At 68.1% G+C, this 13,710-nt stretch carries 9 protein-coding genes; 8 read left to right on the top strand and 1 reads right to left on the bottom strand.

Annotation, left to right across the window (positions count from 1 at the left end; translation table 11 throughout):
- The first annotated feature begins 64 nt into the window (after positions 1-64).
- The 5 genes from HGB51_RS04975 to HGB51_RS04955 are packed head-to-tail and all read left to right on the top strand — an operon-like array spanning position 65 to position 9,935.
- Positions 65-715: a hypothetical protein gene (locus HGB51_RS04975; RefSeq protein WP_070207208.1), complete on the top strand. Its 651-nt coding sequence runs from the start codon at positions 65-67 to the stop codon at positions 713-715.
- Positions 712-2,727, top strand: a complete 2,016-nt coding sequence (locus HGB51_RS04970) for a hypothetical protein (protein ID WP_070207209.1) — start codon at positions 712-714, stop codon at positions 2,725-2,727. Before HGB51_RS04975 ends, HGB51_RS04970 begins: the two co-directional genes overlap by 4 nt.
- 30 nt (positions 2,728-2,757) lie before the next feature.
- The gene (locus HGB51_RS04965) at positions 2,758-8,097 is read left to right on the top strand and encodes a DNA repair ATPase (protein WP_070207210.1); all 5,340 of its coding nucleotides are present in this window, start codon (positions 2,758-2,760) and stop codon (positions 8,095-8,097) included.
- Positions 8,094-8,795 carry a hypothetical protein gene (locus HGB51_RS04960; RefSeq protein ID WP_070207211.1) on the top strand — a complete coding sequence of 234 codons (702 nt, stop codon included), beginning with the start codon at positions 8,094-8,096 and terminating at the stop codon, positions 8,793-8,795. The genes HGB51_RS04965 and HGB51_RS04960 overlap by 4 nt, the downstream gene beginning before the upstream one ends.
- Positions 8,796-8,834: 39 nt before the next feature.
- On the top strand, positions 8,835-9,935 hold the full coding sequence (locus HGB51_RS04955) for a toxic anion resistance protein (RefSeq protein ID WP_070207212.1): 1,101 nt from the start codon (positions 8,835-8,837) through the stop codon (positions 9,933-9,935).
- A 19-nt stretch (positions 9,936-9,954) separates the two neighbouring features.
- On the opposite strand, the gene HGB51_RS04950 is transcribed toward HGB51_RS04955, so the two are convergent.
- Complete coding sequence (locus tag HGB51_RS04950) at positions 9,955-10,842, bottom strand: LysR family transcriptional regulator (protein WP_070207213.1); 888 nt, start codon at positions 10,840-10,842, stop codon at positions 9,955-9,957.
- 95 nt (positions 10,843-10,937) lie between these two features.
- On the opposite strand from HGB51_RS04950, the gene trpB reads away from it, so the two are divergent.
- The 3 genes from trpB to trpA are packed head-to-tail and all read left to right on the top strand — an operon-like array spanning position 10,938 to position 13,658.
- Positions 10,938-12,164 carry a tryptophan synthase subunit beta gene (gene trpB, locus HGB51_RS04945; RefSeq protein ID WP_070207214.1) on the top strand — a complete coding sequence of 409 codons (1,227 nt, stop codon included), beginning with the start codon at positions 10,938-10,940 and terminating at the stop codon, positions 12,162-12,164.
- Positions 12,161-12,841, top strand: coding sequence for a hypothetical protein (locus tag HGB51_RS04940; protein WP_070207215.1), 681 nt, complete (start codon positions 12,161-12,163; stop codon positions 12,839-12,841). Before trpB ends, HGB51_RS04940 begins: the two co-directional genes overlap by 4 nt.
- A gap of 1 nt (position 12,842) precedes the next feature.
- The gene (gene trpA / locus HGB51_RS04935) at positions 12,843-13,658 is read left to right on the top strand and encodes a tryptophan synthase subunit alpha (RefSeq protein WP_070207216.1); all 816 of its coding nucleotides are present in this window, start codon (positions 12,843-12,845) and stop codon (positions 13,656-13,658) included.
- The last annotated feature ends 52 nt before the right edge of the window (positions 13,659-13,710 follow it).

Raw genomic sequence — 13,710 nt, 5'->3', positions numbered from 1 at the left:
GGCCGGAGCGCCTGTCCGGATCCGCAGCGGTGGGGACCGCTGCACCGATGCAAGGAAGACGTGAATGGCCGAATTTCTCAACGTCGCACTCAGCTTTCCCACGCTGCCGTACAGCATCGTGCTGGCCTTTGCCGTGGTGTACTGGATGCTGGCCGCCTGCGGAGTCATTGACGACGGCTTTGCCACCGACGGCATCGAGATCGGCGACGACGGCCTGCAGGGCATTTCCGGGATGTTTTCACGGCTCGGCCTGGGCGGTGCCCCGTTCATGCTGGTGATTGCGCTGCTGACCTTCTTCGGCTGGACGGCCACCTACTTCGTGCACCTGTTCCTGCTGCAACCGCTGCCCGCGCCGATGCGATGGGCGGCGGGCGGCCTGACCGTGGTCCTGGCGCTGGTGCCGGCCGTACCGCTGACCGCGGCGGTCCTGCGCCCGGTGAGGCGCCTGCTGCTGCGCCTGCGTCCGGTCGCCCAGGCCTCGCTGCTGGGGCGTGTTGGCGTGATCGCCTCGCCCCAGGTCACTGCAAGTACCGGGTTCGCCACGGTCGACGACGGTGGCGCCGGCCTGATCCTGCAGGTACGCCTGCCTGAAGGCCACACCCTGCCGCGCGGCCGCCGCGTGGTGCTGCTGGACTACCTCCCCGAGCACAACCATTACCTGGTGGCCGCCGAAGGCGACCATCCCGCATTGTTAGATAAGGAGATCCACCGATGAGCATTGCAGCCTTGGCCCCCTTCCTGATCGGGGTCGGCGTCCTGCTGGTCCTGCTGCTTGGCCTGGCCGGCCTGTTCAAGGCCTTCTACCGCAAGGTGGACCAGGGCGTTGCGTTGATCGTCAACGACATGAGCTCCCAGCCCAAGGTGCACTTCACCGGCGCACTGATCATCCCGGTGCTGTACCGCGCCGAGCTCATGCGGATCAGCCTGATCACCCTGCAGATCGACCGCCGCGGCAAGGAGGGCCTGATCTGCCGCGACAACATGCGCGCCGACATCGCCGTGGCCTTCTACCTGCGCGTGAATGAAACCCAGGCCGATGTACTGCGCGTTGCCAAGGCCATTGGCGCCGACCGCGCCTCCGACAAGCACGCCGTGGACGAACTGTTCAACGCCAAGTTCTCCGAAGCGCTGAAGACGGTGGGCAAGAAGTTCGAGTTCACCGAGCTGTTCGAGAAGCGCCAGGAATTCCGCGACGAGATCATCGCGGTGATCGGCAACGACCTCAATGGCTACGCCCTTGAAGACGTGGCCATCGACTACCTGGAGCAGACGCCGAAGCTGCTGCTGGACCAGAACAACATCCTCGACGCCCAGGGCATCCGCAAGATCACCGAGCTCACCGCCACGCAGAACGTGGTGACCAACGAGCTGGAGCAGAACGAAAAGCTGGCCATTACCAAGAAGAACGTGGAAGCGCGTGAAGCACTGCTGGCGCTGGAACGCCAGCAGGCGGAGGCCGAAGCCCGCCAGAAGCGCGAGATCGAAACCATCCGCGCCCGCGAAGAGGCTGAAACCGCGAAGGTGCAGGAAGAACAGCGGCAGCTGTCCGAGCAGGCCCGCATCGAAGCGCAGGAAGTCATCGACATCCGCGAGCAGAACCGTCTGCGCGAGGTGGAAGTGGCCGAACAGAATCGCCAGCGGGCGGTCGCCATCGAAGCCGAGCGGGTCGAGCGTGCGCGCCAGCTGGAGCAGGTCACCACCCAGCGTGAAGTCCAGTTGCAGGGCGTGGAGCGCGACAAGGTGGTCGAGTCCGGCAAGATGGACGTGGCCAACATCACCCGCGAGCGCATCGCCATCGACAAGACCGTGGCCCAGGAAGAGGAGCGCATCAAGGAAGTACGCGAAGTCTCCGAGGCCGATCGCCAGAAGCAGGTGCTGATCCTCGAGGCCGAAGCCAAGGCACAGGAACTGATGGTGCGCCAGGTGAAGGAAGCGCAGGCCGCTGAAGCCTCGGCCAGGCACCGCGCGGTGGAAATCACTACCCTGGCCCAGGCTGAACACGAAGCCGCAGGCAAGCAGGCCGAAGCAAAGCGCCTGCTTGCCGACGGTACCCGTGCCGAACGCGCGGCGCCGGGGCTCGCCGATGCCCAGGTGCGCGAAGCGTCCGCGCTCGCCATCGAAAAGGTCGGTATCGCCGAAGCCCGCGTGATCGAAGCCAAGGCCGACGCGACCCTCAAGCAGGGCACCAACGAAGCCCGCGTGCTGGCCGAGACCCTGCAGGCGCAGGCCCAGGGCGAGGAGCAGATGGGCCTGGCCCGTGCCACGGCCACCGAGTCGGTGGGCGGTGCCGAAGCCGGCGTGGTGCAGAAGAAGCTGCTGGCCGAAGCCGAAGGCCTGGTCCGCAAGTTCGAGGCGCTGGCCTCGCTCAGCGACACCGCGCGCGGCCATGAAGAGTTCCGCATGATGCTCGACAACAGCCTCAAGCAGGCCCTTGCCTCCATCGAGGCCGGCAAGGAAGTCTCGCGCGAGAATGCCGGCGTCATTGCCAGCGCGCTGCGCAACGCCGACATCGACCTGGTCGGTGGCGACGGCGGCATGTTCGAGAACCTGATCAAGGCGGTCTCGCTGGGCAAGTCGATTGAAGGCCTGGCTGGCAAGAGCCCGATCGTGCAGGACCTGATGCAGCGCTACCTGGGCGTGACCCAGCGCGAAGATGCGCCGCGCCAGGAGGCCCCGCGCCAGATCACCGACGAGCACGCCACGGCCGCCGTGGTCGACGCGCGCTGAAGCGCCTGCACGTGACCCGGAAGGAAGCCGATGTCTGAACCCGCCAATCGTCCCGCCCCGTCCTCGCCGGACGCCACCGCCACCGTCGACCAGGCGGTGGCCCAGGGGGGCGCCTACGAGGTGCTGCGCCGCCGCCTGCTGGAGCAGGGAGGCCGCCTGCGCGGCCTGGCAGAGGCCCTGAACGGGCAGCGGCTGGTCGAGTTCGGCGACAGCCGCCTGGAGGTGGCCGGCCGCTTCCGCATCCGCAGTGAAAACAACTGCGTGGGGCGCGACATCGTCCAGGTCGGTCCGGACCTGCTGCTGTTCGGCTACAACGTGTTCCTTGGCCTCAAGACCCAGACCCGGGTCGAGGACGTGTTCGGCCTGTACCGTCTGGTCCAGGCCGGCGATGGCTACGACGTAACGCCGGTGGATGCCAAGGGAAGTTTCCTGGCCGAGCCGGGCTTCGTGCACGATTTCAGCGAGCTCTACGCGTACTACAAGCACGCTCGCCTGCTGCAGCTGATCAAGGTGGGCGACAAGCTGCTGGCGTCGTTCCAGATCGGCGAGCGCAGCACCGACGTACGCGTGTTCCGCTGGGCGGTGGCGCGCGATGGCGCGCTGACCTACCTGGACGCACGCGGCGAACGCGACATCGCGCTGCCTCCGCCGTTCGATTTCGAATGGGTCCGCGCTACCCGCGACATGGCGGTCAGCGGCCGCCATTCGCACCTGAACATCCTCGACACCCTGTTCGTGGAAACCACCGGCGGCGACCTCACCGTCAAGGTCGAGAACAATACCGAAAGCGGGCAGGGGCTCTACAGCGAGCCGGTGGACGACAGCACCCAGTCGCTGGACGACGCCCAGTTCGACTACGCCCGGGTCGGCTCGCTGGTACTGCTCAAGGTGCTGCCGTACCGCGAAACCGTGTGGCGCGGTCTGATCTACAACACACTCACCGGCACCATCGTGCGCAACGACGCCATCGTGCAAGCCTGCGTGCAGCTGCCCGAAGACCACGGCATCATCTTCCCGGGCGGGTACTACCTGCAGAGCGGCGAGCACAAGGCGTTCGACGCGTCCATGCAGGGCATGCAGTTCAAGCGTGCGATCCGCTCGCCGAACGGCGAGGACGTGCTGTACATCTTCTACGAACGCGAAGGTGGGCGTTCGGCACTGTTCGTCTACAACACCATCCAGCGCGTGCTGCAGAACCCGGTGTTCGGCCATGGTTACGCGTTCCTGCACGACGGGCGCATGGTGCTGTTCCATGCCGAAGGCACCGAACCCACCCGCATCCACCCCATGCAGGTCTGGCAGACCCCGTTCAGCAGCGACGAGTTCGCCGCCAGCCGCCCGCCGGGCAATACGTTCATGGGCAGGATCGGCAATGCCGAACTGGTGCGCGGGATCTCCAACCTGTTCGACCTGGCCCGCGGCATCGAAGGCCAGGACGTCTCGGTGCAACGCTACCAGCGCCTGGTGCAGGACACCCGGCGACTGTTCGACGCGCACCATTGGCTGGACGACGCGCACTGCGATGGCGCGGCCGCGCTGTTGCGCGAGATCAGCGGCACCGGCGAGTCGGTGCTGGACGAGTACGAGAAGGTGCAGTCGATCCGGCAGCAGTCCGCGCAGGCGATGGCCAAAGCGCAGGCAGCGCAGAAGGCGTTGCTGGCGGGATTGCAGCCGGAAAACTGGCGTGAGGTGCAGTCGTTCGTGGAGGCGCTCAACGCGATTTCCACCCAGCGCGGCCACCTTCTCACCATTCGCGACTACCGCTACATCGACACCGACGTGATCGATGCGATGACCACTGCCCTGCAGGAAGCCCACGACCGCATCGGCGCGGCCACGGGCCAGTTCCTGGGGGGCGACAGTGCATTGGCACCGCTGGGCGAGCGCCTGCAGGTCCTGGATGCGGCTGCCCAGCAGGCCGAAAGCGCACGGATCCTGGACGAGCAGTTGGCTGGCATGCGGGACATGGCCTCCGACCTGGACATGCTGTCGGCGCTGATGGCCGGGCTCAAGGTCGACGATGCCACCGCACGCACCCGCGTGGTCGAATCCATTTCAGCGGTCTATGCGCGGCTCAACCAGATCCGTGTGCGCGCCGAGCAGCGCCGCCGCTCGCTCGGCTCGGCCGAGGCCGTGGCCCAGTTCGCCGCGCAGTTCGCGCTGTTCTCGCAGGCGATCACCAGTGCGCTGGCGATGGCCACCGACCCCGAGCGGGCCGACGAACAGATGTCCCGCCTGCTGGTCCAGCTGGAAGAACTGGAAAGCCAGTTTGGCGAGCATGAGCAGTTCCTCGGCGACATCCTGGCCAAACGCGAAGAGCTGATCGAAGCCTTCGAAACGCACAAGCAGGCGCTGCTGGACGAGCGCCAGCGCAAGGCGCGTTCGGTGCTGGACGCGGCCACGCGCATCCTTGACGGCCTGGCCAAACGCACCGAGCGTTTTGCCGGTACCGACGAACTCAATGCGTTCTTCGCCGGCGACCCGCTGGTGCTCAAACTGCGGGAACTGGCTGGACGCCTGCGCGAGCTGCGCGACAGCGTCAAGGCCGACGACGTTGAAGCGCGGCTCAAGGGCGTGCGTGACCAGGCCGTACGCGCGCTGCGCGATCGCAGCGAATTGTTCGAGGCTGGCGGCAACGTGGTCCGGCTGGGTCCGCGCCATCGTTTCAACGTCAACACCCAGGCACTGGACCTGACCCTGTTGCCGCGCGGCGATGAACTTGCCATCCACCTGACCGGCACCGACTTCCTCGAAACCCTGGATGACCCGGAGCTGGCCGGGCTGAAGGAATACTGGCAGCTGGGACTGGATTCCGAATCGGCGCAGCTGTACCGGGGCGAGTACCTGGCCGGCAGCCTGCTGCTGGCGGCGATGGAAGGTCGCGAGGGCCTGGACCTGCCCACCCTGCAGCACGCGGCCGCCGAGCCGGACGCGCTGGAGCGGATCGTGCGCGACTTCGCCGCGCCGCGGTACCGCGAAGGCTACGAACGCGGCATCCACGATCACGATGCCAGCCGCGTGCTGCACGCCCTGCTGCCCCTGCAGCAGGCCGCCGGAACGCTGCAGCATGCGCCGCGCGCGCGTGCCGTGGCGCTGTTGTTCTGGGCCACGCATCAGCGCCGCGACGACGTGGCCCAGTGGGCCAGTCGCCAGGCCGGCGCCGATGCCATTGCCCGCCTGTTCCGGTCGCCCGAAGGGCAGCAGGCCCTGCTGGCCGAGATGGACCGTGCGGTGGCTGGTTTTGTCGCCGAGCGTGCGCTGCCGTTCAGTGCTGCCGATGCACAGGCTGCGGCGGCCTGCCTGGCGGACGAGCTCAGCGCCGGCGACCTGGTGTTCAGCACCAGCCGGTACGCGCAGGCCCTGCTGGACGCACTGGGCCAGCACCTGCAGGCGGCCGGTCAACGCGAGGCCTTCGACCGGGCATTGCATCGCGAGCAGGACGGCCTGGCCGCGCGCTGGGCGCTCGCCGGGCAGTGGCTGCGTGCGCTGTGCCAGCTACCCGCGTTCACCGACCACGCCGCCTATGCCGATGAAGCCGCCGCGCTGCTGCTGGTTGCGCGCGCGGTTCGCACCCGGCCCAGCGATGTTGCACTGCTGGTGCAGGTCGAGGGCCTGCTCGGTGAACACGCACGCATCCAGCAGGGGCGACTGTTGTTGTCGCTGGACGACTTCCTGGCCCGACTGCGTACGCACCTGCATACGTTCGTGCCTGCCTTCCACGCCTACCAGGGTGTGCGCCAGCGCATCATCGCGCGCGAGCGCGATGCGCTGCGCCTTGCCGAGTTCAAGGCCAGGCCGTTGTCCTCGTTCGTGCGCAACAAGCTCATCAACGACGTCTACCTGGGCGTGATCGGCGACAACCTGGCCAAGCAGATGGGCACGGCGGGCGAGAACAAGCGCAGCGACCTGATGGGCCTGCTGATGATGATCTCCCCTCCGGGCTACGGCAAAACCACGTTGATGGAGTACGTGGCGCACCGGCTGGGGCTGGTCTTCATGAAGATCAACGGTCCTGCGCTGGGTCACGAGGTGCGTTCGCTGGACCCGGCCCAGGCTCCGGACGCCACCTCGCGGCAGGAGCTGGAGAAGCTCAACCTGGCGCTGGAGATGGGCAACAACACCATGCTGTATGTCGACGACATCCAGCACACCCATCCGGAGTTCCTGCAGAAGTTCATCTCGCTGTGCGACGGCACCCGCCGCATCGAAGGCGTGTGGCGCGGCCGCACCCGGACCTACGACATGCGCGGCAAGAAGTTCTGCGTGGTGATGGCTGGCAACCCGTACACCGAATCCGGCGAGGTGTTCAAGATTCCGGACATGCTTGCCAACCGCGCCGACATCTACAACCTGGGCGACGTGCTGGGTGGCATGGAGGATGCCTTCACCCTCAGCTATGTCGAAAACAGCCTGACCTCCAACCCGGTGCTGGCACCGCTGGCCACGCGCGAGATGGCCGACCTGTACCTGCTGGTCGACCGCGCGATGGGCAGGGAGGTGTCCACCAATGCGCTCAGCCATGCCTACAGTGGTGCCGAGATCAACGAGATCGTCGGCACCCTGCAGCGCATGCTCGCCATGCGCGACGTGGTCTACCGGGTCAACCAGCAGTACATCGCCAGCGCTGCACAGGACGACCGCTACCGGACCGAACCGCCGTTCCGCCTGCAGGGCAGCTACCGCAACATGAACAAGCTGGCCGAGAAGCTTTCCCCGGTCATGAACCCGGCCGAGCTGCAGCAGTTGATCTCCGATCACTACCTGGGCGAGGCACAGCTGCTCACTACCGGTGCCGAAGAGAACCTGCTCAAGCTGGCCGAGCTGCGTGGCGTGCTCACCGAAGAACAGCAGCAGCGCTGGGCGCAGATCAAGCGCGACTTCCTGCGCAACAAGGCGATGGGTGCCGGCGACGCGGATGTCGGCGGGCGCGTGGTGGCGCAGCTGGCCGATATTGCCGGCGCCCTGCAGCGCACTGCCGAGCCCGCGCCCGTGGCGGTGGCCGACCCGGCACCGTGGCCGGCGCTGCTGGCCGCGCTTGAGCGGCTGGCGCAGGCACAGGTGGAAGCAGCCGTCGTGCCTGCCGACCCGGTACCCCTTTCGCAAGGCTTGCAGGATGGGCTTGCGCCGTTGTTGCAGCTGATCGGCCAGTCCAACGCCGAGCAGGCACGCACCGGCGAAATCCTGGCGCTGCTGGCCGGCTGGGTGCGCCAGCAGATGGAGCGTGAACCGGCAGCGGCACCGCGTGCGCGCGTGCGGCGCGCCAGCACGCCTGAGGAGCGCGCACTGGACGAGGCGCTGATGCGTCACTTCTACGGCGCCGCGTCGGTGCCGCCGCGCGACACTCCGGCCCCCGACGACGCGCGCGTATGAGTTCACCCTGGCCCGTGCCGGAGCCACCCGCCCGGGACGCGTCCAGTCTGGCGCGCTATGGCGAAGCGCTGCTTGCAGCGCTGGAGCAGGCCGGTGCACCTGCTGCCGCAGACCAGGCAGGGCAGCCGCTGCTCCAGGTGCTCGACCAGCTTGCGCAGGTGATGCAGTCGGCGACCCCGGGCGGCGTGCGCCGCAAGGCGGGCTGGTGGGATCGGCTGTGGGGTCGTGACGTGGCGCGCGAACTGGACGCCCAGGCCTGGCAGCCGCGCCTGGGGGTACTGCGTGCCCAGGCGGAAGCCGCGCTGCAGGCGTTACGCGATCAACGCGCGGACCGTGACCTCGCGCAGGCGCGCGCCACCACTGCCGTGCAGGCAGTACAGGCGTGGATCGAAAGCGGGGAGGAACAGCTGTCGAGCCTGCCTGCAGCACTGCAGGAGGTGCTGGTCCAGCGACTGGACCACCTTCGTCGCCTGGGTGCCCTGCAGCAGGTGGAAGCGGGCCAGTGGCGGTTGCTGGCCGAGCAGGATGGCGCACTGCTGGCGCGCAGCCAACGCATCCTCGAAACCTTGCTGCCCGCCTGGCGCCAGGCCGTACTGGCCAGGCACGCCGGCGACCAGCAGCAGCGCGACCAGCAGGCCGCGCAGCTGCACGCACAGGTCAGCGCCGAGCTGGCCTCGGTGCAGGCTAGACTGGACTGACCCGTGCACCCCAATGACCCTCTTCAAGGAGATCGCACCATGACCCAGGACACCCAGGCCAATCCGGTGCTTGCCGTGGCACCCACCGCCGTGGACGACGCCAGCCTGCAGGCCTTGGGCCTGGTGCGCGAGGATCTGCCGCGCATCGCCGAAATCGGCCGCAGCCTGGAGGACATCCGTCCGGGCAACCTGCAGGTGTTCGGGCGTGACGCAGCCGCCAAGACTGCTGCGTTTTCCAGCCAGCTGCTCGACCAGGTGCGCAACCGCGACCTGGACGCCAGTGGCGACAAGCTGGGCGAAGTGGTGCGCATTGCGCGCACGCTCAACCTGGATGCATTGACCCAGCGCTCCAAGCTGCCGGTGATTGGCGGTTTGATCGACAAGCTGCGCGCGTCCAAGGGCGAACTGGTACAGAAATTCAGCGACACCAACCGCCAGATCGAACAGCTGCTGGGCGATGTGGGCGGCCAACAGGCACTGATGGGCCAGCGCGTGGGTGAGTTCGACCGCATGCACGAGATCGTGCGGGAGGAGCGCCATGCGCTGGGGCTGCACATCGCGGCGGGCAAGCAGCGGCTTGCGGAGTTGCATCTGGAACAGCAGGCCAACGTGGGTACCGACGATCCCCAGCTGCGCATCCGACAGAACGAACTGGACAATGCGATCCGGCTGCTGGACAAGCGCGTGGGCGACCTGCGGGTGATGCAGCACGCGGCCGACCAGTCGCTGCCCATGATCCGTCTGATCCAGGCCAATGCGATCCAGCTGATCGAGAAGTTCAACACGGTTCGCGACATCACCATTCCGTCGTGGAAGCGCCAGTTCGCCATCCAGCTGTCGCTGAGCGAGCAGAAGAATGCGGTGGAGCTGTCCAACGCGATCGACGACGCGACCAATGACCTGATGCGCCGCAATGCGGACCTGATGCGCCAGACCTCGGTGGAAACCGCCAAGGCCAACCAGCGCGCCGTCATCGACGTGGCCACCCTGCGCCACGCGCACGACCAGCTGATTGCCACCGTGGAAGAAGTCCGCAGCATCCACCGCGACGGCATGCAGCAGCGCCAGCAGGCCGAGGTGGAGCTGGCCCGGCTGCGCGATGAAGTGCAGCAGCGCCTGGCGCAGCCAACCGCTGCGTAATGCCGGCCAGCGGCCGGCACTACGCCAACGTACTCGCCAGCCAGTCGCTCAATGCGTCTACCCGCGCATCCTGCCGACCCTCCGGCGTCGCCAACACCCAGAAACCGCCGGTCGCGCCGAACCCCCACGGCGCCAGCAGCCGGCCCGCCGCCAGCTCATCGGCCACCAGCGGTTCCGGTGCGATTGCCACGCCCAGCCCGGCCACGGCAGCTTCCAGCAGGAAATACAGATGCTCGAACCCGGTGCCCAGCTGCAGCTGCGCCGGGTCCAGGCCATGCGACAGCGCCCACTCCGGCCAGGCCTGCGGGCGCGAGGTGGTATGCAGCAGCGGTTCGCCGAGCAGCGCGTGCGGTGGCTGGTGGCGGAAGCGGGCGGCCGCCGGATGCTGCGGGCTGACCACCACGCCCACCCGTTCCGGGGCCAGTTCGCGGACCTGCCAGCCGCGCGGCCACGGCGGCTGCGCCAGCAGCAGCACCGCGTCCAGTGCCTGCTGCTGCTCGGTGAAGCTGCCGTCCTGGGCCGACCAGTGCAGCGCCAGCTGCGGCAGCTCGGCCTGCAGGGCGGGCAGGCGCGGGATCATCCAGCGCGCCAGGATGCTGCCGCTGCAGCCCAGTACCAGCGCGTCGGGGCGCTGCTGGCGCTGCAGGCGGTCCACCGCGTCGCGGATCTGGGTGAAGGCGCCGTCGCACGCGGCCTGCAGCGCGGTACCGGCGGCGGTCAGCCGCACCCCGCGCCCCTCGCGCTCGAACAGCGTCACGCCCAGATGCTCCTCCAGCAGCCGCAACTGGCGGCTGATCGCGCCGTGGGTGACATGCAGTGCTTCGGCGGCCCGACCGACCCCGCCCAGCCGGGCCGTGGCCTCGAAGCTGCGCAGGGCATTGAGCGGGGGCAGGGGCGTCTGGCTCATGTGAGTTTTCCTGACGGGTCGATGCAGATAATATCGATATTCCGGTAAGGACATGTGCGTTAGATTGTCAGCCTGTCTCCATCGGCTGTCGCGTCATGTCCGCATCCCCCGCATCCCCCATCACAGATTTCCACGCCTATCCCGACGCCCAGGGCCACTTCGGCCGCTACGGCGGCAGTTTCGTCGCCGAAACCCTGATCGGGCCGCTGCAGGAACTGGCCGCGGCCTACGACGAAGCGCGCCGCGATCCTGCCTTCATTGCCGCCTACGACAAGGACCTCACCCATTACGTGGGCCGGCCCAGCCCGATCTACCACGCCGAGCGGCTCAGCCAGCAGGTCGGCGGTGCGCAGATCCTGCTCAAGCGCGAAGACCTGAACCACACCGGCGCGCACAAGATCAACAACACCATCGGCCAGGCGCTGCTGGCCGCGCGGATGGGCAAGAAGCGCATCATCGCCGAGACCGGTGCCGGCCAGCACGGCGTGGCCAGTGCCACGGTGGCCGCGCGGCTGGGCCTGGAGTGCGTGGTGTACATGGGCGCCACCGACATCGAGCGGCAGAAAATCAACGTCTACCGCATGAAGCTGCTGGGCGCGACGGTGGTACCGGTGACCTCCGGCTCGGCCACCCTGAAGGACGCGCTCAACGAAGCGATGCGCGACTGGGTCACCAACGTGCGCGACACCTTCTACATCATCGGCACCGTGGCCGGTCCTGATCCGTACCCGCGCATGGTGCGCGACTTCAATGCCATCGTCGGCCGCGAAGCGCGTGCGCAGATGCTCACCGACTACGGCCGCCTGCCCGATGCGATCACCGCCTGCGTCGGCGGCGGCAGCAATGCCATCGGCCTGTTCCATGCCTTCCTCAACGATCGCGAGGTCCGCATCGTCGGTGCCGAAGCGGCCGGTGATGGCATTGAAACCGGCCGCCATGCTGCCTCCATCGCGGCAGGTCGTCCCGGCGTGCTGCACGGCAACCGCACCTATGTGATCTGCGACGACGACGGCCAGATCATCGAAACCCATTCGGTGTCGGCCGGCCTGGACTACCCCGGCGTGGGTCCGGAACATGCGTTCCTGGCCGACAGCGGCCGTGCCGAATACCTGGGCATCACCGACGACGAAGCACTGGCCGCGTTCCACCAGCTGGCGCACAGCGAAGGCATCCTGGCCGCGCTGGAATCCAGCCATGCGGTGGCCCAGGCGATCAAGCTGGCGCGCGAACTTCCGAAGGACAAGCTGGTGCTGTGCAACCTGTCCGGGCGCGGCGACAAGGACGTGCATACCATCGCCGCGCGCGAGGGTCTGATCCTGTGAATCCGGTGCTGCGCCAGGGAAGTGCGCTGCTGATCGTGGCCGGCCTGGCCGGCTGCACCGCGCCGGAGCCGCCGGTGCTGGCGACGCCGGCGAAGCCGGCCGTCGACCCGCCCCCGGCATCGGCCCCTACGGACGACGCGGCCAAGCGTCCGCTCGACAGCGCGCCTGAAGGCGCCATCGGTGCCGACGCCGATGCAACCGCACCCGCAGTGGTGTCGGTGGCACTGGACCACGCCGGCGATGTGCTGGTCGGGCAGCGCTTCAGCGAGGTCGAAGCCGAGGGCGAATGGCACTCGGCCGGGCTGAGCGACGGCGAGCCGGCCGGCGCCTGCGAGTACTACGAGCGCGGCAGCCTGCCTGAAGGCGTGGCGATGATGGTCGAGGACGACCACGTGCAGCGTTTCGACCTGGCCAGCATTGACGGGTCGAACGAGGCGATCACCCAGCCCGGCCCGTTCGGGCTGCGCCTGGGCATGACCGAAGCAGAGGCGCTCAAGCGCCTGCCGCCGGGTACTACCCGCAAGCCGCATGCCTACGACCCGGAAACGGGTCACTACCTCACCTGGCAGGACCCGGGCTCGGATCTGGCGATCCGCCTGGAGATCTTCGACGGAATGATTTCCACGCTGTATTGGGGCGCCAGTGGCGCTGTTGAACTGATTGAAGGATGTGCCTGAAATGCCTGTCGACCGACTCGATGCCTGCTTTGCCCGCCTGCGTGCCAGCCACCGCAAGGCGCTGATTCCGTTCATCACTGCCGGCGATCCGGGCCTGGAGGCCACCGTGCCGGTCATGCACGCCCTGGCCGCCGCAGGCGCCGACGTGATCGAACTCGGCGTGCCGTTCTCCGACCCGATGGCCGACGGCCCCACCATCCAGCGCAGTTCCGAGCGCGCGCTGGCGCGTGGCGCGGGCCTGCGCTACGTACTGGAAACAGTCGCCGCGTTCCGTCGTGACGACCCCACCACCCCGGTGGTGCTGATGGGCTACCTGAACCCGGTGGAGATCCACGGCACCGCGAAGTTCGCCGAGGCGGCCATTGCCGCAGGCGTGGACGGGGTGCTGCTGGTCGACCTGCCGCCGGAAGAGGCCGAAGAGACCCTGGCGATCTTCAACGCGGCCGGGCTGGCGCTGATCCTGCTGGCCTCGCCGACCACCGCCGACAGCCGCCTGGACCTGCTCGCGGGCATGGCCCGCGGCTACCTATACTACGTGAGTTTCGCCGGCGTCACCGGCGCCTCCGAGCGCCTGGACAGCAGCGCCGCCGGCGCCCGCCTGCGCGATCTGCGCGGGCGTTCCAGCGTGCCGGTAGTGGCTGGTTTCGGGATCAAGGACGCCGCCAGCGCAGCGGCGATGGCCGCCGAGGCCGATGGCGTGGTGGTGGGCAGCGCACTGGTGGCGGCGCTCGCGGAGGCAGACAGCGCCGAGGCTGCGGCCCGCACGGCCAGGGTATTCCTGCAGCCGCTGCGTGACGCCCTGGATGGCCCGCGCTGATCCGATGTCCCAATCCACACGCCCCCGTAGGGATCCCGGCTCCACAGCCGGT

It is taken from the genome of Stenotrophomonas bentonitica (genome assembly GCF_013185915.1).
Taxonomy (GTDB): Bacteria; Pseudomonadota; Gammaproteobacteria; order Xanthomonadales; family Xanthomonadaceae; genus Stenotrophomonas; species Stenotrophomonas bentonitica.
The sequence above is the reverse complement of the archived record's forward strand: the minus strand, read 5'-3'. Positions and strand labels throughout refer to the sequence as shown.